Here is a 20128-nt window from a genome sequence, read left to right as displayed (position 1 = left end):
TCGATCGCTCAATCGGCCGAACCGACAATGGCGGCGAAGCGCTTCTGCGCATCTTCCACGGTCATGTCCTGCTTGGCGAAGAACTCGGAGAAAAGATCCTCCTTCTGCTTCTGGGTATCCTGCGAAAGCAGCTGGTCGGTCCAGGGCATGATATTGCCCTTGGCGAGAATTTCGAGCCCCTTCTTCATGCAGTCGTTCGCCGCCTTGAGGTCGACGTCGCCGCGTACCGGCAGCGAACCTTTCTTGAGATTGAAGGCGACCTGCGTCTTGGGATCGAGCAGCGTGTGGGCCAGCACTTCCTGTGCCTTCGATTTTTCGGGATCCTTCAGCAGCGGGAAGTAGAAAGCGTCGCCGCCGGTGGCGATCATCTCGTTGAGACCGAGGCCCGGAAGGCAAGTATAGTCCTTGCCGGCGACCTGACCGGCAACCTGGAACTCGCCCTGCGCCCAGTCACCCATGATCTGGCCGCCCGCCTTGCCGGTGATGACCAGATTGGTGGCTTGGTTCCAGTCCTGCACATTGGTGTTCTTGGCCATCTTGCGGGCATCGTCCGCGGCCTTGAAGACCTTGGCGACCTCGGGCCCGGCGGCGAATTCCGCGTCCTTGTCCTTGTAGACCTTGAGGAAGGCGTCGGTGCCGCCGACCGCCGCGAGCAGCACGTCGAAAGCGCCGGAGGCCTGCCAGGGCTGGCCGCCGACCGCTAGCGGCTGGATGCCTGCCTTTTCAAGCGCGGGCGCCGCAGCGACATATTCATTCCAGTTCTTCGGCACCGGCACGCCGGCCTTTTTGAAGGCCGCATTCGACAGCCACAGCCACTGCCAGGAGTGGATATTGACGGGCACGCAATAGATCTTGCCGTCGAGGGTACAGCCGTCGAGCAGGCTCTTCGGCTGCACGATTTCCGTCCACTTTTCCTTGGTGGCGAGATCGGTGAGGTCGCGCATCAGCCCGGCCTGCACCAATTCTTCCGCCTGCCGGCCGTGATTGAACTGGGTCGCGCCCATCGGGTCGCCGCCGGTGATGCGGCTGATCATGATCGGCCGCGCCGTGCCGCCGGAGCCGGCGATGGCGCCGTCAACCCAGTGATTGCCGGTTGCGTCGAAAGCCTTGGCGAGTTCGGCGACCGCTGCCGCCTCGCCGCCGGAGGTCCACCAATGGGTGACTTCCAGATCCGTCGCGGCCGCCGGGCCGGCAAATTGCAGCGCGACCGTCGCAGCCAGCGCAGCAGTCATGAGTTGGTATCGCATTTCGTTCCTCCCAGAATCTGAAACGTTACAGATTTTCGATACGGCAATTGCTTGAGGCGCGCAACCCCTCAGGCGAAGGTGGCATCAAGTTTTTTCGAAGCGCGAATAAAATCGCGCGACTCGCCGGCCTACCGCATCGCAACAAGAGGGGTTGCACTGCAAAATGCAATGCTGCGACGCCAGAAAACCGGAAAAGCTCCTTCTGTCGCTCTTTTTTGCGCCGACCGGAGTGCCACTCGTTTTGCGCCTGTCACCAGTGATATCGCCACGGCAGTGACAATCTGTAACGTTTCAGTATATAGCGGTCTCATTCGGTGAAGGCCCGCGGCGTACCCGCGGCCCGCCGATTGCCGGCCTGCCCGGCAACTGCTATGCGCCTGACGGGGCGGGATGAATGAACAGGCATCAAAAAGAGAAGGCCGACGAAGCGTCGGGCCGGGGCCGGCCGACACTGAAGACGCTCGCCTTCATGACCGGGCTGGGCGTCACCACCGTGTCGCGCGCGCTGAAGGATGCGCCCGAGATCGGCGCCGAGACCAGGCGGCGCGTCCAGCTTGTCGCCAAGCAGATCGGTTATCGGCCCAACCGTGCCGGCGTCCGCCTGCGCACCGGCAAGACCAATGTCATCAGCCTGGTGCTCAACACCGAGCACGAAATCATGAGCTTTGTCTCGGATATCATCTACGGCGTTTCCGAAGTCATTGCCGACACACCCTACCATTTGATCGTGACACCCTACTCGCGCTCGCAGGATCCGCTCGACCCGATCCGCTACCTCGTGGAAACCGGTTCAGCCGACGGCGTCATCATTTCGCGCACGCAGCCGAACGATCCGAGGGCCCGTTATATGCTGGAGCGCGGCATCCCCTTTGCCACGCATGGCCGCACCGATATGGGGCTGATCCATCCCTACCATGATTTCGACAATTACGCTTTCGCAGCCGAGGCAGTGCGCCATCTGGCCGGCCTCGGCCGCCGCCGCCTGGCTCTGTTGGCGCCGCCGGTCGAGCTGACCTATCACGGCCACACGCTCGCCGGCTTTGCCGATGCTCTGAGCGAGGTCGGCGCCAGCGAGATTCCGTTCAACACTGTTTCGATCGATCATTCGATCGAGCAGATCAGAATGCGGACCGCGCAGCTGATGCGCCGCGAAAGCCGCCCGGACGGTTTCATCAGCAGCGCCGCCGCCGCGACGCTCGCCATCGTCGCCGGCATCGAAGACGCCGGCCTCAAGCTTGGCCGCGATGTCGATGTGGTGTCCAAACAATCGTCGGAGCTTCTGCACCTGTTTCGCAGCGAATTGCTGGTCGTCAACGAGAACTTCCGGCTGGCCGGCGCCGAACTCGCCCGCTCGGTGCTGGGCTGGATCGGCGGCGCCGCACCCGGCACCCTGCAGAGCCTGAGCGAGCCGGGCGAAGTGCAGGCCTATCGCCGCCCCGACTAGAGCGGGATATATTCAAATTGAACTGGGCATCCCGCTCTATCTGTTTGTCTTAGCCGCATTCTTCCACTTGGCTGGAAAATGCGCTGCTGACTGGCAGCCTTTGGCCGGAAGCGGATGGTCCGGTCCGGGCTGACTGCACCGGAGAGCCGACATTCGCCCGCCGACCTCATCTCCGGCGTGGAATCACAGCCAAGCTTAGCACATCTGGATGGTGCAGATAAGTCGGATGAGCACGGCAGCCTTGGATCAATGACCGCGTCTCGTCGCAGACGTCCCAGATACCCTACTGTTAGGCGCGACCCCACCCGCTTGAACTAACGCCGGATTTACCCGGCTACCGCCCAAAGTTGCCTGACGGGATATCCAGAGAACCATTTTACTAACATTGGGGACAAGTTTCGGATGTCGATTGCTCGTCAGTGCCCCATATTCTACTTTTGTTCTCATGGAAAAATTCTTGGCACAGGGGCTTGTACGATGAGCGGGCGGGGCACGTCCGGAGGGGTGGTTTTTCAGGCCGAGGTGGGTGCGTACGTGGCTGGGCTGCTGCTGGCCGAACGCCCGGTCTCACGTATGGCAGGTGGGCTTCCTGGAGTGCCACGTACTATTCGATTTGAGACGCCCACGGCCGTGGATGATCTTTTAATCGAGACTGATCGTGGCGAGATTTATGTACAGGCCAAACGCACGATTAGCCTGTCATCAAATCCTGGGAGTGAGCTGGCGTCAGCCGCCGACCAATTCGTGCGACAGTTTCGCGATGGCATAATCGACGGCGGAGTGCGTAGGGATTTTGATCCGTCGCGTGATCGCTTGGTTCTCGCCGTTGGGTCGACGACCGCAGCTACGGTTGCGAACAATCTACGCGAAGCACTCGATCGGAACCGTACCGGCGCCGCAACCGCCATGCCAAATAGCCTGGGCTCAGCGCTAAGGACCTTCTCTGGGCTGATCGATGCCGCATGGAACACTCACGCCGGTATCGGGATCAAACCCGCCGAACGACAGTCTATTTTGGCGTGTTGTTCTGTAGTCGTCGTGGGTGACGGGCAACGTCAGACTGTCGAAGATGGATTGCGCGATGTTGTAGCAGTTGTAGGGGATGAAGCCGCCCTGCTTGAGGCACTAATTTCGTGGGCCGCGACTGCGTCCGGTAACGGAACGGGCGGAGATGCAGCAGCGATCCGTCTGGCGCTAGCTGGCAAAGCTCGCCTGGTCGAGCCGCCAAGCTATCGCGACGATGTACAGCGCTTGAACACCTATAGCGCAGGCGTCATGGGGCGTCTCGAGCGTTTCACACAAATAACGAGCCCGGAGGGTCACTTCACCATTGCTAGACCCGTGACGGCACTGACCGTCCAGGCGGCGCGGGGAGGCTTACTCGCCATCACCGGTGAACCGGGTTCAGGCAAGTCAGCCATCGTTCGCGAAGTAGCGCAAGAGCTTGCGAAGGAAGCTACCGTTGTTGTCCTTACAGTAGAGGCAGTATCTATTTCGGCCGACGCCCTGCGGATTGATATTGGCCTTCAACACTCGCTGATCGATGTACTCGCTCAGATGCCCGGCGACAGACCGGCATATCTCGTGCTTGACGCACTTGATGCCGCACGCGGAGGATTGGCCGAAGCCACCTACAAACGTCTCGTGGAAGAAGTGTCCACCCTTCCGGGTTGGCATGTCATTGCATCGGTCAGAACATTCGATCTCCGTCTTGGCAGGGAGTGGCGACGGCTTTTCGCTGGAACTGCTCCACAAGCGGCTTATGCCGATCCGAATTTTTCCGCCGTCCGACACATCCATATTGGACTCCTTTCGGATGTTGAAAAGGCGGATGTCGCTGTCAAATCGCCAATCCTTGCGTCTGCGATCGAGGCAGGCGGACCAAAGATGGAAGGCCTGGCCCGCAACCCTTTCAATCTTGCCCTCCTTGGCGACCTGCTGCACAGCGGTGTGGCCGCAAGTACATTGTCTTCGGTAGCGACGCGAGGAGAACTGCTGGAGCGATATTGGGATGAACGGATCAGCGAGTTTGGCCTTCCGGCCGTCACAAGTCTAAAGACCGTAGTGACGCGCATGCTCACCGCTCGGTCGATCGATCTCCCAGAAACAGACGTTCCTGATACAGCGGCGAAAGCTGTTGACGATCTTCAACGTGTTGGCGTTTTAGTTACAGAGCAGACACGCCGCATCGGCTTCCGGCATCACGTCCTATTCGACTATGCCGTCGCGCGATTGATCTTGTTGCCAGACCGCGTAGCGGCATTAGAATTTTTGAGCCGGGCGAGCGGCGCAGGCCTCCTAGTCACTCCATCGCTAGGGTACTGGCTTGAAGCTCTGAAGGCTACATTTAGCGCGGAGGAATATTGGTCTTTTGTCGTATCGCTAATTGGCGATGATGCTATCGATCCAATCGTTCGTATCGAAGTCGCCCGCCTGCCCGTCGAGTCGGTTCACAATGGCGACGACCTCACGCCATTGGCGGATGCCCTCACGAAAGTCGATCCGTCAAAGAATCGGGCATTTCAGCACATCGTCGGCTCGCTGATGACGAAGTCGCAGCTCAAGCAGCCGATAGCGGTGGATGCTTGGGCTACACTTTTAGAGGCGCTTGGTGATCCCAATCCCGAACAGCTCGGTAGTTTTCGAGCATTGATTGGAATGCTGATCGAAGACAACCCGAGCCCCGAAGCGCTGAGGTCCTTGGGTAAGGCGTCTCGTGTGCTGTTCGACGCCATGTCGACAGATGAGAGCCGTATCCGATGGCTTGCATCACACGTTGTGCCGTTCGTCGCGAAGACCATAGGAACAGACCCAGGTGCCTCGCGGAAGAGGTTGGATCAGATATTCTCGCAGCCGCGGTTTTCAAAACTTGGCTTTATCGAGGTGCCGTGGCTGGCGCGCGAAAGTCTGAGTCTCGCGGAGCATGACGAAGAGTTTGTTGTTCAGCTTTTTTATCGAGTTTTTCGTGGAGGAGAGTTTAGTAGAGACCAAGTCACCTCAATGTCTGGCAGTTGGATACTCTCGCTCACGTCTAATGCCGCCCAAGATTTTGCGATGTCGACACATTCGCTCGCTAGCGATTTTCCTCAGTTACTGTTGCGATATCCACGGATCGCTTTACGTGCCTTCGCTGCCGCAATCCGAGGTGAGCGCGAAAGGTCACATCCTGCCAGGGAAAGCCAGGAGGTTCAAAGGGTCTCGATTGCCGGTGTAGAGAGGGAGTTCGAGCAGGACTACAGCCATATATGGGCGTGGAACGCAGACGATAGGGAACATGACGACTACGCGAAGCTCTACCGCGCGGTAAGTGCATGGGGAGCGACGGCTGACGACCAGGCGCTTTTGACGCAAGTGCCTGAACTGATTCTGAGTGAAACAGGCATTGGTCTAGCGTGGCGATCAGTTTTCGAGATCGCAGCATCCAAGCCCGATATCCTTGGGAGGGAGATTTGGAAAACGGCAGCCAGTGTGCCGATGCTTAAATCGCTTGATACCCGCCGGAGCGCTATCTCCGCGATAGCTGCGACGTTCCCACATCTGTCATCAGACGAACGTGCCCAAGCTGAGACTGATTGGCTTCAGCTTAATTTCGCTGAGTTCTCGCGGCCTGACGAAGTGCGCGTTGAGATTATTGGAACGCTATTTGAAACGATAGGCGAGTCCCAACTCGTCACCGAAACAGCACGGGCATTCCTACGTGATGCCAAGACGGGTCGCAGCATATTTGAAAACGGCAAGCCTCTCGAATTCAACTCTGGTTGGACGGCATCTGACCGGCATTGGCTTGAACGGGAAGGGATAGACGTTAAGGCGCATGATGTCGCACCATTATTAGCCCTGGTTAGCGATCTGCGATCCGCCCGCGATGCCTTTAAGGCAGAGGAGACGCTGGATCGAGGAGCATTCTTGTGGAACTCAACTTTGGCCCTTGGCGACGCAGTCGCTCAAGCTGGTCCAATGGGGGCTGCGCTTGATCAGGAGATGTCAGATGCGCTGGCAGAAGGACTTGGGATTGCCTTATCTAAGGGACTCGTACCTACGGAGAAGCGTGATGCCGCGCTCGGGTGGTTGCTGGAACTGACACATCACAGCGATCCCGAGTTGAAGGACGAAACCGAGGAAAGATTCGCAGATTTTCCGTCATGGGGATCACCATCGCCAAGAATCGAAGCCGCTCAAGCATTAGCGATCCTCGCCACTCAATCCGAGTTTTGGCCATTAGTTAGAGAGCGCTATCAAGATATACTCCTAAATGACCCTCATCCGGCTGTCCGCTTTCAGCTTGTTCGCGTCCTTCCTTGGATCGAACAAATAGCCGAAGAGGAGATGTGGACTCTTGCGGAAAAATTTCTGAAGAAAGAAAAGAACGCTACAAATTTGAAACAGGCAATCGCCTCTCTTTCGAGACTAGCTGGCCGAAACCCCGAACGGTTGGAAGCGTTGGCTATTCCCGTTGCGGACGTGAGGTTTCCAAAGAAAGGGGACGATCCGCTGACAGGGCTCATCGTTTTTTTTGCAGTTAACAAAGAACTCCCCACATCTAAGGCACTGCTGTTCGATTGGACGCAAAATTATAAAGAGCAAGAAGAGCGTCTTCAGTCGGCTCTATTTGATATCCGCAATGGGCTGATCATTGGTTTTGATGATGAGGACCCGGAAAAAGTGACACTACGCCGGAGAACTCAAGATTTTCTCTGGATTCTAATCGCTGCTCTCGAACCAGCGGTGAAATCGTGGCCTTCGTCGGGTAATGAGCCAACTCCAGAAGAAGTTTCTGCCCTTAAATTGTTTAATGAAATTGCTGACCAAATCTACTATGCGGTAGGTCATGATGAAATCTCTCCTGAGCTTGCCGGTGTCGACGCCAAACGCAGGTTCCTCAAGGAGTATGCGCCGTTTATCTCGAAACTGACGACGCTAGGCACTCCAGGGTCAGTTCACCATCTCTTGTCAGTCCTAAGCTTTCTCATGGAGGTCGATCCCGAACAATGCTTTGATTTAATTAGCGAGGCGATGTTAAGGACCACTGGAGTTGCTCGCTACGAACACGAAAGCATGGGTGCCACTCTTTTTGTGAAGCTTATCGGATGGTATCTGGCGGATTATCGTAGCGTTTTTGAAGACGAAGTAAGGCGACGGAAGCTAGTTGATTGCCTTGCTCTCTTTGTTGAAGCGGGTTGGCCGGAGGCACGGCGTCTTTTTCAAAGCTTACCTGAGCTTCTTCAGTAGGATTGCTGGTTTTCCGTACTATTTGCACAGACCGGCTCTCATCTGGCGTAGAGGTGAGCCAACAGCCAGCGCACGACCCGCCCGCGACCCGCAGCATGGTGACCGGTGATGTCGGCTTTCAGGAAACAGCAAAGTTGATCTGGATGTCCGTTATGAGGCGCAGTCCCGACGTCCAGATGGCGAACCGCCGGACCGGCCCGAGAACTCCCAACGGCGCGCTTGAGATCACCCGCGCGGCTCTACTAGTCCGAAAACCTCACGCTCACGCCGCGCTGGCGAAAATAGGCCTGCATCAACTTGCGCCCCGAGCGGTTGTTCTGCGCCAACTTGGTAGGATCGAACACCGCCTGTTTTATCCCTTCTCGTGTCAGCGCCGCTTTAAGCGTCGCGATATGTGCGTCGATGTCGGCATTATCCGCCCGCAGCGAGGCATAGATACTTTCGGTCGCCTGGGCCACGGTCGGTTCGCTCACAGGTGTCGTCCTTTGGTTGGTTGAGCGGCGGCTTACCACAGATTCGCGGCACCGCCGATACCGATGAGACCGTCAATCGTCTCTACCGGCATAGCAGGTTCCTGGCGCGAACCGACACCCAGTTGGTGGCTGGAGATATCTGCCTTCTGACGACCGCAAAATTGAACTCTAGGTCCAAGTCGCGGCGCTAACCCGCCGCCCCACTCCCCCAGGGACCATGGAACGCACCCTGCCCGTCGATGCGCTCGAAGCCGTGCGCGCCGAAGAAATCGCGCTGCGCCTGGATCAGGTTCGAAGTGCCGCGGCCCTGCCGGTAACTGTCGAAATAGGCAAGTGCAGATGACAGGGCCGGCACCGGCGAGCCGGCTTCGGCCGCCCTTGCGACGACACGGCGAAGCGACGGATGCGCCTCCTGCATCAATGAGACGAAAGCCGGCGCCATCAACAGGTTGGTGGCTGCGCCGCCGCCGCCGAAGGCCTCCGCCATCGTATCCAGCAATTGCGAGCGGATGATGCAGCCGGCCCGCCAGATCTTGGCGATGACCGGCATCGGCAGGTTCCAGTTGAATTCCTTCGACGCGCCGCTCATTACCGCGAAGCCTTGCGCGTAGGCGGCGATCTTGCCGGCAAACAGCGCCAGCTCGAGATCGGCGAGCAGGGCGTCCCTGTCTCCGGAAATCTTGCTCACGCCGCCGCCATAGACCTTTTCGGCGGCAAGCCGCTCGTCCTTGATCGACGACAGCACGCGCGCCGCCACAGCCGCTTCGATTGCGGTGGCCGGGATGCCTAGCTGCTGCGCCTCGATCACCGACCATTTGCCGGTGCCTTTCTGGCCGGCGCGGTCGAGGATGATGTCGACCACCGGTTTGCCGGTCTTGGGATCGTCGGCGGCCAGCACCTTGGCGGTGATCTCGATCAGGTACGAATTGAGCCTGCCCGTGTTCCACTGAGAAAACACCTCAGCGATCTCTTTCGGCCCCATGCCGAGCCCGTCGCGCAATATGCCGTAGATCTCGGCGATCATCTGCATGTCGGCATATTCGATGCCGTTGTGGATGGTCTTGACGAAATGGCCGGCGCCGTCGGTGCCAAGCCACGCCGCGCAAGGCTCGCCCTTGAACTTGGCCGAGATCGCGGTCAGCACCTTTTCGACGCGCTTCCAGGACTCTTCGGTGCCGCCGACCATTATAGAGGGACCGTGGCGTGCTCCCTCCTCGCCGCCGGACACGCCCATGCCGATGAAGGTCAGGCCCGAATCGGTAAGCTCGGAGAAGCGCCGCATCGTATCGCGGAAATTGGCATTGCCGGCGTCGATGACGATGTCGTTGGCCGACAGCACGCCGCGCAATGCCGCGATCTGCTCGTCGACCGGCTTGCCGGCCAGCACCATGATGATGATCGGCCGCGGCGGCCGGATCGCGGCGGCCAGTTCTTCGAGGCTGTAGCAGGGCACCACCCTATCCCGAAGCGCGCCGGCATTTTCGACAAAGGCATCGGTGCGCGCCGCGGTGCGATTGAAGACGGCGATGCGGTGCCCCTTCTCGGCGATATTGAGCGCCAGGTTGGAGCCCATCGTGCCAAGGCCGATCAGGCCTATTTCGGCTTTTTCCATCGTTTCTTCCCTGCTTTCGGATCTTGTTGGTTTGAGCCCGCGATTGGGTTGGACGCCCATTCTTGATGGCGATGATTGACGGGGGTTCGCGGCCGCGTCAACCGCCTCGCCGAATTGTCTTGCGTGGACCAGCGCTCTCGTCACGGCCTGATGTCGATCGGCGCCCCTATCTTCACCATCTCGAAATCCGAGACCAGGATATCGAGCCGCGCCGTCCACCGGCCGGCGACCGGAATGACGAGATCGTCGACGCGCCAGGTGCCGTCGCCGGGATTCGTCGCCGGGCGTTTGATGGGCTCGATGCCGGAATCGGGCTTTGACAGGACCAGCGTTACCTGCTTGGCGTCGAGCGGGCCGAAATCGCCGGTCATGATGAAGATCGAAGCGGCAATAGGTCCGGTGTGCCCGGGCGCAATACTGAGATCGGCCATCGCTTGGAGCGTGTGGATATGCACCGATGCCGGCTGTGCCGCGGCGATCGCCAGCGCGCGCGGCGGCGGCGTGAAGCGCCAACCGGCGGCGATGCCGAAGATCGCGACCACGATCAGCACCTCGATGCCGATCGAGCGGGCCAGTCGCCGCTGGACTTCCGTCTTTCCCGCCTCGGCGGGGACCGTAAGCTTGAAGCGGTTGACGGCAGCGAGCGTGAACAGAAAGACGAGCAGCACCAGCTTGATCAGCAGCAGCCGGCCATAGGCAGTGTGGACCAGCGCCGACGGCGTTTGCACCTGGATGACGGCGAGCACGATGCCGGCTGCCGCAAGCACCGCCACGACGAACAGGATCGCTCGTGAAAACCGGCGCAGCAACGGCCCGGCTTTGTCCGGCTGCCGTTTCAAGGCAAGACCGAGCGGCGCCAGCGCCCCGGACCAAATCGCGATACCAGTGGCGTGCAGAAACACCATCGGCCGGGTCAGCCATTGCGGCTCGGCGGCACTGGCATGCCCGCTGGCGGCAAGTGCTGCGCCAACGCCAACCAGTCCGGCCAAGGCCAGCGGCTTTGCGTCGGCGGGCGGCACGACCAGCGATAATAGGCTCAGGCCGAGCGCCATCAGCGCGATCAGCACCGTCCAGCCGAAGCTGGTGCCAAGCCCGGTCTGCCAGATGACCGGCTGCGCCAGCCGGGCAAGCGGCGCGCCGAGTGCATCCAGCCCCTGGAAACCGAGCGACAAAAGTGCGGCGGCCAGCCCGCACAGGATCGCGGCGACGATCATGTTCTGGCCGGATCGGCCGCCTTGCGCCAGCCAGCCTAGCGCAAAGGCACCGCCGACACCGAAAAACAGGCCGATGTATAGAAAAACCTTGCCGATCCAGATCGCCGTTCGAAGCGCCCGGTCGACAGCTTCGGAAGGGGCCGGCGCAGCACTCGGTGCACCGACCGAGAACAGCACCGAGCCGCCGACCGGATGCCCGTCGGCGGAAATCACCCGCCAGCTCAGCACATGCGTGCCCGACGTCAGCGCCTGCGGATTGTCGATCTCGACGGTCTGGCCGCTGAGCCGAAAGGACGTCAGCGGAACCGACGTGCCGTCGGGCCGCACCAGCGTCAGCACCAGCGGCGAAACCGGCTCGCTGAAGGTCAGCGACATCTGCGACGGGCTCTGCGCCAGCACCGCACCGTCAGCCGGCTCGGCCTTGATCAGCGCCGCATGGGCGAAGGCTGCGTTTGGCGCGGCAATGGTGGCAAGCAGCACAATCGCGGCCAGCAGGCCGATGGCAAGCCGGCCGGTTGTGCAGGCCGTTCGCACGATGGATGCCGCACTCATGTCACCGCCACAAAGACAGCGGCGCGCTCTTTCGGATAGAGCGCGCCGCGTAAAGATCACTTCTTCGGCAGCAGCTTGAGGCCGGGCGCCGGAAATTCCAGCGCGTCCTCAGCCTGCCCGGCCGCCGGAATTTCGATCCAGCGATCGGCAACCCCGTCACATTCCTGCACCACCGGGAAATGCAGCGTCTGGCCTGCCAGCAGGTCGGACGCCAGCGTCGCGCGAAAGACGAATTCGTCGTAGAACTCGTCCGGCAGGCTGCCGGCGCTCCAGTCGATCTCCTTGACGCCGCTGGTCACTGCCTGGCCGTAGAGCTGGTAGGACTTTTCGTATTTGCCGTTCTTGACCTGCAGTGTCCAACCCGGCTTCGGCATCGGTTTGACCGAGAGCACCCCTTCCGGGATCTGCACGCGCAGCGCGGTCGTCGCCTTGCCCTCGCAGCCATGCGGCACCCGAAGAACCGCCTTGTAGGTCGAGCCCACCGCCGCCTCCGGCGTTTCGAGCGTGATGTGGGCAAAGGCCGCGCTGGTCCCGAGGACAAGAAGCACGCAGCCGGGCAAAAGAGATTTCTTCATGAGGCTACCTCTCGAAGCGGCCAAGTCAGTCGTCGTCCTGGGGCGCCGCGCTGCCGATGCCTTGCACGGCGAATTCAATCTGCACGGGCCCGGCTTCCTCGAAGGTCAGCGTGGCGGAGAACGTTTCGCCCTCCTTGGGCTGCCGCTTCAAATCCATGAACATCAAATGATAGCCGTTAGGCGCCAGCGCGACCTTGCCGCCAGCCGGGATTTCGAGGCCGCCGATGACCGGCCGCATGGTCATGACGCCATTGCTGACGCCCATCTCGTGCAGTTCGGCCTTGGCCGAAATGTCGGAGGTGATCGACAGCAGGCGATCCGCCGCACTGCCTGTGTTGGTGATGGTGAAGTAGCCGCCGGCCACCTTGGCGCCGGCTGGCGTGGCGCGCGACCAGGGGTGCCCGATCTCGAGATCGCCAAGCTTGAACTCGTGTGCCAACACCGTCTGGGCGCTGGCGAACAGGAGGGCAAGAACGCAAAGGGCGACGCCGAGACGCTGCTCGAAACGACCCAGTGAGAAGCGCCTGCGGCTGGATGCGGCAGCGCGAAAAGAGTGAGACATGATTGCTCCGTGGACTTTAGGGGATCGCGCCGATGGCCGGTCGCGAACGATGTCGATAAACGCGCCGGCAAAGCGTTGCGCGGCGCGAACCAGAACGGATCAGGCCGTCGCCGGTGGTGCGCGCGGATTGGACGGAGTGCGGGCGCGGGCGAAATCGCGATGCCGGAAGGCCGGCAGGAAAAAGGCGATGGTTTCGACGGAAAGGCTGCGAGCCAGGCTCCCCGCGGCATCGGGTGGCGCGTAGACCGCCGAAACGAGGTTGCAGCCAAGCATGCAGCAACCCGGCATGTGCTGCTGATGCGGATCGCCGGCGGGGAGTTGCGTCGCACCGTCATGGGTGCAGATCGTGTTGCCGAAAGCATCGAATTGCGAGGCGTTCGGCGCGCCGCCGGAAGCAAACGCGCCGAACATCGACTGGAACATGAAAAGCCACGCCGCGGCGAACGCGACCGGCATGCTCCATCGTCTCCGGCGTATGGTCAAGAACCAGCCTCTTCACGCAGCAACGTCAGCTCTCTAGCACGGAGCCGGCGGCCGGAAAATCGCCAAAACGCTGCTGCGGCAACGCAACACAATCACGCGCGTTGCGGCTGCCTGCCCTCGGGAATGGACGTCAGCAGCGTGTGGCGGGCCGATTTCAGGTGCTTGCGGCAGGCGGCGTCGACCTTGGCGAGATCGCGCGATTTGAGCGCGGCGATATAGGCGAGATGCTCCTGGACCGCGACTTCGTTGCGCTCGCGCTCCTGCGCCTTGTTCCACTGGTAGTGGTAGTGGAAGATCATGGCGATGACGTCGTAGAAATCGACGATGAAGCGGTTGTGCGACGCCCGATGGATCAGCCGGTGAAAGCGCTCGTCAAGCTCGGAGAATTCGTTGAAGCGCACGGCGATCTCGCGCTCCAGCCGGTGATGCTCGTCTTCCAGGTGGTCGAGGTCGGCCCACACCGGGCTGTCCTCGGGCAGAGCGGCAAAGGCTGCGGCCGAGCGCAGTTCGAACATCTCGCGGATTTCGGTCAACTCCAGCGCGAAGGCGCGGGTAAAGCCTTTCAGCACCCAGTGACTGTTGCGGCGCTTCTCGATCAGCCCAAAGCGCGAGAAGCGGATCAGGAATTCGCGCACGCTGGTGGTGCCGACGCCGATCTCACGCGCCAGTTCGAGCTCGTTGATCTGCATGCCGGCTTCGGCACCGCTGGCAAGCAGCCGCCGCATGAAGGAGCGCTCGATGATCTCGGCCAGCGTGTCGGTTTCTTCCTCGGGGAAGAAATCGTCCGGTCGCGGTTCGCGCAGGACCGTCTTGCTGCGCTTGTTCCAATCGATCAGCCCGGTTTCTTCCATGCGCGCAAGGATAGTGCGGACCGTCGTGCGGCTGACGCCGAGCAGCGTACCCAGCTCCGGCTCCGAAGGCAGGCTCCTGGTTTCGTCGAGCAGCCTCAGACCGCGATTATAGGCGTCCTTGTAAACGTTGTTGCTCTTCGACATCCCCTGCCCCGTGGCGCATCGGCGTTTGCGGCCAGTGTGAAGCGTTTCTCGCGCATGAAACCGGTACCTTTTCGGAAAACATCATGCGCAACGCTAGTTTTGGTTGTAGAGCCTACTTCTCGCATCCAAAAGACGCGTCGCGCTCTGGCGAAAAAACAATTGACGCAAAAATGTTTTTTCACGATAAAAGACATTATATGTTAAGAGCCGCGTGTCAATCCGCTCGCGCACCCAGGAACACACCCAGGAAGCTCCCGTGAACGCCGCAAACAGCATTCTTCTGTCTCCCGCCGACAATGTCGCGGTCGCCAATGGCCGCATCGAGATCGGCACCGTGCTGCCGGGCGGCGCCGTCGCCGCCGCAGTGATCGAGCCGGGCCACAAAGTGGCGATCAAGCCGATTGCGGCCGGCGAGGCCGTGGTCAAATACGCCCAGGCGATCGGCCGCGCCACGCAAAACATCGCGCCCGGCGAGCATGTCCATTCGCACAATCTGGTCTTCGAAAGCGGGCGTTTGCCGGTAGTGCCGCCGAACGAGGCAGTGCATGCGACCGAGGCCGACCGCGCCCGCACCTTCATGGGCTACCGCCGCGCCGACGGCCGCGCCGGCACGCGCAACTTCATCGGCATTCTTGCCAGCGTCAATTGCTCGGCCACCGTCTGCCACGCCATCGCTGACGCGGCGAACCGCACGCTTCTGCCGCAATATCCTGGCATCGACGGCTTCGTCCCGATCGTCCACGGCCAGGGCTGCGGCATGAGCGCCACCGGCGACGGCATGATGGTGCTACACCGCACGCTGGCCGGCTATGCCCGTCATCCGAATTTTGGTGGTGTGCTGATGGTCGGGCTCGGCTGCGAGGTCAACCAGCTCACCCTCTACGGCCAGAAGGGCGTTGCCGCGGGAAAACGCCATTTCAACATCCAGGAAGCCGGCGGCTCGCGCAAATCGGTCGAGAAGGCGCTGGTCGTGCTGGCCGAGATCGCCGAAGAGGTCGGCAAGCTTCAGCGTGAGCCGATCCCGGTCAGCGAGATCGTCGTCGGCCTGCAATGCGGCGGCTCCGACGGCATGTCCGGCATCACCGCCAATCCGGCGCTGGGTGCCGCGGTCGACATTTTGGCCGGCGTCGGCGGTGTCGGCATCCTCTCCGAGACGACGGAGATCTACGGCGCCGAGCACCTGCTCGCTTATCGCGCCGCAACCCCCGAGATCGCCGCCAAGCTCGACGGTTATGTGAAATGGTGGGAAGACCACGTCGCCAAGCATGGCGCATCGATCGACAACAATCCCTCACCGGGTAACAAGCGCGGCGGCCTGACCACCATCCTGGAAAAGTCGCTCGGCGCGGTCGCCAAGGGCGGCCAGACGCCGCTCAACGGCGTCTTCGGCTATGCCGAAAAGGTCACCGGGCACGGGCTGGTGTTCATGGACACGCCCGGCTACGACCCGGTCTCGGCCACCGGCCAGGTGGCGGGCGGCGCCAACGTCATCGTCTTCACCACAGGCCGCGGCTCCTGCTTCGGCTGCCGGCCGACGCCGTCGATCAAGGTCGCCAGCAACTCGACCATGTATCACACGATGGAGGAGGACATGGACGTGAATTGCGGCGTCATCGCCTCGGGCGAAAAGACCATCGCCGGCATGGGCCGCGAGATCTTCGAACTGATCGTCGAGACGGCTTCGGGCCGCAAGACCAAGAGCGAAGAGTTCGGCTACGGCGACAACGAGTTCGTGCCGTGGCACCTCGGAGCGACGCTCTAAGCCGGTCGCAAACACCTGACGTGATTGCCAGGTGTCACAGTTCGTACACCCCGAAAAAGAATGAACATTCCATATTGACTGTATGATGGAATTAATATTCCATGCGACATATTGGAGGAGATTGGCAGCGGAGTTCCGAGGGAGCAAGCTTTCCCGCCCAGCCATTCGAGCGGCCATCAAACATCGCTTGCGCCGACCGAGGTGATGCACTATCAAAATGCGGTAAATGTTTTTTATTGATAAAGTTCCGTTTGGGCCGCGCCATCCGAATGGAGCTTCCGTAACATTCACCGGGCGACTTAGGGAGGACTCCTAATGAAATTCGTGACCAGCATTCTCAATCGCCGCGCCTTCGTGGCACTCGCAGCCGCCTCGATGCTTGCCGGCGTGATGCACTCGGCCCCGGCATCCGCGGCCGACGCGACCATTCCGATCATCGTCAAGGACACCACGTCCTTCTACTGGCAGATCGTTCTGGCGGGAGCCCGCAAGGCCGGCAAGGACCTCGGCGTCAACGTGCCGGAGCTCGGCGCCCAGGCCGAGACCGACGTCAACGGCCAGATCTCGATCCTTGAAAATGCCGTCGCCGGCAACCCGGCGGCCGTCGTCATTGCGCCGACCGAAGCCAAGGCGCTCGGCAAGCCGATCGACGAGGCCGCCACCAAGGTCAAGATCATCGGCATCGACTCTGGCGCCGACTCCAAGGCCTTCACCTCGTTCCTGACCACCGACAACATCCAGGGCGGCCGCGTTGCCGCTGACGGCCTTGCCGCAGCCATCGGCGAAGCCAATGGCGGCAAGGTCGAGGGCGACGTCGCCCTGATCACCGCTCTTCCGGGCGCCGGCTCGCTCGAACAGCGCGCCCAGGGTTTTAAGGAACAGCTCGCTGCCAAATATCCGGGCCTCAAGCTGGTCGCCGACAAATACGCCGACGGCCAGGCCACCACCGGCCTCAACATCGCCACCGACCTGATCACCGCCAACCCCAACCTCAAGGGCATCTTCGCCTCCAACCTGATCATGGCGCAGGGCGTCGGCCAGGCGATCGCCGAGAACAGTCTTGCCGGCAAGGTCGGGCTGGTCGGTTTCGACAGCGACGAGAAGCTGATCAAGTTCCTCAACGACGGCGTCATTTCGGCTCTCGTCGTCCAGGATCCGTACCGGATGGGCTATGACGGCATCAAGACGGCGCTCGCCGCCTCGAAGGGCGAGAAGGTCGAGGCCAATGTCGACACGGGCGCCAATTTGGTCACCAAGGCCAACATGAAGGATCCGAAGATCGACGCGCTGCTCAACCCGAAGCTCGACTGAGCATAGCCTCAGGTGAACTGTTTCCGGGGCCTTTTCGCCCCGGAAACATCCCACTCGTGCCAATCGCGAGGCCAATCTTTGGGGGCCAATCTGGGAGGATTGTCATGATGTCGACGGCGCAGGAACTCCATCCGGCCCCAACGCTGGAACCGGGCAGGACCATCCTCGAACTCCGCGGGCTGGAAAAGCGCTATCCCGGCACCCATGCGCTGAAGCCGGTCGATCTCGCCTTCAAGGCCGGCGAGATCCACGCCATCGTCGGCGAGAACGGCGCCGGCAAATCCACCCTGATCAAGCTTCTGACCGGCGTCATGCCGCGCACCTCCGGCGACGTCATCTGGGAGGGCAAGCCTGCCGCATTGGCAACGCCGCATGAGGCGATGGCGCTCGGCATCAATGCCGTGCATCAGGAAGTCGTCCTGTGCCGCCATCTCACCGTCGCCGCCAACATGTTCCTCGGCGAGGAGGATTCCCGCTTCGGCATCCTGCAGCAGCGGGCGATGGTCAGGCAGGCGCAGAAGATCATCGACGATCTCGGCTTCGACCTGCCGGCGCATGTCATGCTGGGTGACCTGACCATCGGCCAGCAGCAGTTGATCGCCGCCGCCCGCGCCACAGTGCGCGGCACTAAATTCCTGATCTTCGACGAGCCGACCGCCTATCTTACCCGCAAGGAGGCCGACCAGCTGTTCACGCTGATCCGCCGGCTGAAGGGCGAAGGCGTCACCATCATCTACATCAGCCATCGCATGGAAGAAGTGTTCGAGCTCGCCGACCGCGTCTCGGTGCTGCGCGACGGCACGCTGGTCGGCACCAGGAACATTGCCGAGACCAATGACGCCGAGCTGGTCAAGATGATGATCAACCGCTCGATCGAGCAGGTCTACCACAAGGAGCATTTCACCCCCGGCGCGACCATCGTCGAAACCAGGAACCTGTCCGGCAAGGGTTTCGAAAATGTCTCGATGTCCGTCCGCGCCGGCGAGATCGTCGGCCTCTACGGCCTGATCGGCGCCGGGCGCAGCGAGTTCGTCACCACGCTCTATGGCCGGCACCGCAAATCGGCCGGCCAGATCCTCTGGGAGGGCAAAGAGGTCAAGGTCAATTCCGAACATGACGCGATCAGGCTCGGCATGGCGCTGGCCCCGGAAAGCCGCCGCGACCAGGGCCTCTGCCTCAACCTGCCGGTCGGACTCAACCTCAATCTGCCGATCTACAAGCGCATCTCCAGCAATCTGCTGATCTCCCGCGCGCAGGAAAAGGCGCAAGCCGATCGCCAGATCGCCGACCTGCGCATCAAGACGCCGACGCGCGGCGCGCTGGCCTCCAGCCTGTCCGGCGGTAACCAGCAGAAGATCGTCATCGGCAAATGGCTCGCCCATGGCGCCAAGCTATTCATCTTCGACGAGCCGACTGTCGGCGTCGACGTCGGCACCAAGGCCGAGATCTACCGCCTGTTCGGCGCGCTGTTGTCCAAGGGAGCCGGCATCATCCTGATCTCGTCCTACCTGCCCGAGGTTTATGAACTCGCCGACACGCTGCACGTGTTCCGGCGCGGCAAGCTGGTGGCCACGCACGGCTTTCGTACCGCTGACCACGAGGAGATCCTCACCCAGGCGCTGGCCGAGAAACAAGAAAAACCGGGAGGACGGATATGAGCACCGAGGCGATCGCTGCCGAAAGGCCGAAACGCAACTACAACGCCCTGTTCGGGCTGACACTGCTGGCGCTGCTGGTTCTTTTATGGATCATCCTGTCGGTGGCGACGCCGAGCTTCGCCTCGGCCAACAACATCTCGAACCTGTTGCGGCAAGGGTCGATGATCGCCATCCTGGCGGTCGGCCAGACCTTCGTCATCATCACCGGCGGCATCGATCTTTCCGTCGGCGCCGTGGTCGGCTTCGCCACTGTCATCGTCGCGATGCTGATCAACGCCGGGACACCGGTTTTCCTCGCCATCCTGATCACCTTGCTGGTCGGCGTCGCCATCGGCATGTTCCATGGCTTCGGCATCGTCAAGATGGGCCTGCCGCCCTTCATCATCACCCTGGCAACGCTGACCTCGCTGCGCGGGATCGGTCTGTTGATGACCAATGGCAACTCGATCTCGATCAACAACGACGCCTTCCAGACGTTCTCGCGCAGTTCCTTCGCCGGCGTCCCCAATCTGTTCTGGATGGTGATCCTGGTCGGCATCCCAGCCTACATCTTCCTGCACCACAGCCGCTGGGGCCGCTATCTGTTCTCGGTCGGCTCCAACGCCGAGGCGTCGCGCCTGTCAGGCGTCAACGTCCAGCGCACCATCTACATGGCCTACACGCTGTCGGGCCTGTGCGCGGCCTTCGTCGGCGTGCTGCTTGCCTCGCGCATCGGCATCGGCAATCCGACGCAGGCCGAGGGCTGGGAATTGCAGGCGATCGCCTCCTCGGTGATCGGCGGCACCTCGCTGTTCGGCGCTGTCGGCTCCGTGCACGGACCGCTGCTCGGCGCCTTCATCCTTGCCACCATCAACAACGGCGCCAATCTGCTCAACGTCAACGCCTTCTGGCAGCGCATCATCACCGGCGTGCTGATCATCGTCATCGTCTATTTCGACGGGCTGCGCCGCCGCGGCAAATAGACCGCCTCCCAACAATCGCCGGCCTCGCCACAGCAGGGCCGGCAGTCCC

At 61.3% G+C, this 20128-nt stretch carries 14 protein-coding genes; 6 read left to right on the top strand and 8 right to left on the bottom strand.

What is annotated here, in order from left to right; genetic code table 11:
- Positions 1–8: 8 nt before the first annotated feature.
- The gene (locus NKH93_RS00210; protein WP_352684520.1) at positions 9–1247 is read right to left on the bottom strand and encodes an ABC transporter substrate-binding protein; all 1239 of its coding nucleotides are present in this window, start codon (positions 1245–1247) and stop codon (positions 9–11) included.
- A 394-nt stretch (positions 1248–1641) separates the two neighbouring features.
- Here NKH93_RS00210 and NKH93_RS00205 point away from each other — a divergent pair, with 394 nt between their 5' ends.
- Entirely contained in the window at positions 1642–2691 is a 1050-nt protein-coding gene (locus tag NKH93_RS00205; protein ID WP_352766999.1) for a LacI family transcriptional regulator, read from the top strand.
- A gap of 477 nt (positions 2692–3168) precedes the next feature.
- Positions 3169–7920 (top strand): NACHT domain-containing protein, encoded by a 4752-nt coding sequence (locus NKH93_RS00200; RefSeq protein ID WP_352918336.1) that lies wholly within the window; start codon positions 3169–3171, stop codon positions 7918–7920.
- Positions 7921–8162: 242 nt separating this feature from the next.
- On the opposite strand, the gene NKH93_RS00195 is transcribed toward NKH93_RS00200, so the two are convergent.
- The 7 genes from NKH93_RS00195 to NKH93_RS00165 all read right to left on the bottom strand — a co-directional run bounded on the left by NKH93_RS00195 (position 8163) and on the right by NKH93_RS00165 (position 14386).
- Positions 8163–8393 (bottom strand): hypothetical protein, encoded by a 231-nt coding sequence (locus tag NKH93_RS00195; protein ID WP_095488311.1) that lies wholly within the window; start codon positions 8391–8393, stop codon positions 8163–8165.
- Between the two features lie 187 nt (positions 8394–8580).
- The gene (gene gnd / locus NKH93_RS00190; protein WP_023675215.1) at positions 8581–10005 is read right to left on the bottom strand and encodes an NADP-dependent phosphogluconate dehydrogenase; all 1425 of its coding nucleotides are present in this window, start codon (positions 10003–10005) and stop codon (positions 8581–8583) included.
- A 140-nt stretch (positions 10006–10145) separates the two neighbouring features.
- Positions 10146–11771: a copper resistance CopC/CopD family protein gene (locus NKH93_RS00185; protein ID WP_352918338.1), complete on the bottom strand. Its 1626-nt coding sequence runs from the start codon at positions 11769–11771 to the stop codon at positions 10146–10148.
- Between the two features lie 56 nt (positions 11772–11827).
- Entirely contained in the window at positions 11828–12346 is a 519-nt protein-coding gene (locus NKH93_RS00180) for a YcnI family copper-binding membrane protein (RefSeq protein WP_352918340.1), read from the bottom strand.
- Between the two features lie 25 nt (positions 12347–12371).
- Positions 12372–12908, bottom strand: a complete 537-nt coding sequence (locus tag NKH93_RS00175; RefSeq protein ID WP_352539441.1) for a copper chaperone PCu(A)C — start codon at positions 12906–12908, stop codon at positions 12372–12374.
- Positions 12909–13007: 99 nt separating this feature from the next.
- On the bottom strand, positions 13008–13364 hold the full coding sequence (locus NKH93_RS00170) for a DUF2946 family protein (protein ID WP_352685872.1): 357 nt from the start codon (positions 13362–13364) through the stop codon (positions 13008–13010).
- 119 nt (positions 13365–13483) lie between these two features.
- Entirely contained in the window at positions 13484–14386 is a 903-nt protein-coding gene (locus NKH93_RS00165; protein ID WP_352685870.1) for a GntR family transcriptional regulator, read from the bottom strand.
- 256 nt (positions 14387–14642) lie between these two features.
- Here NKH93_RS00165 and NKH93_RS00160 point away from each other — a divergent pair, with 256 nt between their 5' ends.
- From NKH93_RS00160 to NKH93_RS00145, 4 genes are all read left to right on the top strand, one after another.
- On the top strand, positions 14643–16148 hold the full coding sequence (locus tag NKH93_RS00160; protein ID WP_352685868.1) for a UxaA family hydrolase: 1506 nt from the start codon (positions 14643–14645) through the stop codon (positions 16146–16148).
- Positions 16149–16463: 315 nt separating this feature from the next.
- Positions 16464–17459 carry an ABC transporter substrate-binding protein gene (locus NKH93_RS00155; RefSeq protein ID WP_023675208.1) on the top strand — a complete coding sequence of 332 codons (996 nt, stop codon included), beginning with the start codon at positions 16464–16466 and terminating at the stop codon, positions 17457–17459.
- A 104-nt stretch (positions 17460–17563) separates the two neighbouring features.
- Entirely contained in the window at positions 17564–19117 is a 1554-nt protein-coding gene (locus NKH93_RS00150; RefSeq protein WP_352456805.1) for a sugar ABC transporter ATP-binding protein, read from the top strand.
- Entirely contained in the window at positions 19114–20079 is a 966-nt protein-coding gene (locus tag NKH93_RS00145; protein WP_352448376.1) for an ABC transporter permease, read from the top strand. Before NKH93_RS00150 ends, NKH93_RS00145 begins: the two co-directional genes overlap by 4 nt.
- Positions 20080–20128 lie beyond the last annotated feature (49 nt).

The organism is Mesorhizobium sp. M0954, assembly GCF_040319155.1.
GTDB lineage: Bacteria > Pseudomonadota > Alphaproteobacteria > Rhizobiales > Rhizobiaceae > Mesorhizobium.
Note: the sequence above shows the minus strand (reverse complement) of the source record. Positions and strands in the feature narration are given on the sequence as shown.

Coding starts and splice junctions, on each gene's coding strand:
- NKH93_RS00210 (WP_352684520.1), bottom strand. CDS start 1,247: ATGCGATACCAACTCATGACTGCTGCGCTGGCTGCGACGGTCGCGCTG.
- NKH93_RS00205 (WP_352766999.1), top strand. CDS start 1,642: ATGAACAGGCATCAAAAAGAGAAGGCCGACGAAGCGTCGGGCCGGGGC.
- NKH93_RS00200 (WP_352918336.1), top strand. CDS start 3,169: ATGAGCGGGCGGGGCACGTCCGGAGGGGTGGTTTTTCAGGCCGAGGTG.
- gnd (WP_023675215.1), bottom strand. CDS start 10,005: ATGGAAAAAGCCGAAATAGGCCTGATCGGCCTTGGCACGATGGGCTCC.
- NKH93_RS00185 (WP_352918338.1), bottom strand. CDS start 11,771: ATGAGTGCGGCATCCATCGTGCGAACGGCCTGCACAACCGGCCGGCTT.
- NKH93_RS00180 (WP_352918340.1), bottom strand. CDS start 12,346: ATGAAGAAATCTCTTTTGCCCGGCTGCGTGCTTCTTGTCCTCGGGACC.
- NKH93_RS00175 (WP_352539441.1), bottom strand. CDS start 12,908: ATGTCTCACTCTTTTCGCGCTGCCGCATCCAGCCGCAGGCGCTTCTCA.
- NKH93_RS00170 (WP_352685872.1), bottom strand. CDS start 13,364: ATGCCGGTCGCGTTCGCCGCGGCGTGGCTTTTCATGTTCCAGTCGATG.
- NKH93_RS00165 (WP_352685870.1), bottom strand. CDS start 14,386: ATGTCGAAGAGCAACAACGTTTACAAGGACGCCTATAATCGCGGTCTG.
- NKH93_RS00155 (WP_023675208.1), top strand. CDS start 16,464: ATGAAATTCGTGACCAGCATTCTCAATCGCCGCGCCTTCGTGGCACTC.
- NKH93_RS00150 (WP_352456805.1), top strand. CDS start 17,564: ATGATGTCGACGGCGCAGGAACTCCATCCGGCCCCAACGCTGGAACCG.
- NKH93_RS00145 (WP_352448376.1), top strand. CDS start 19,114: ATGAGCACCGAGGCGATCGCTGCCGAAAGGCCGAAACGCAACTACAAC.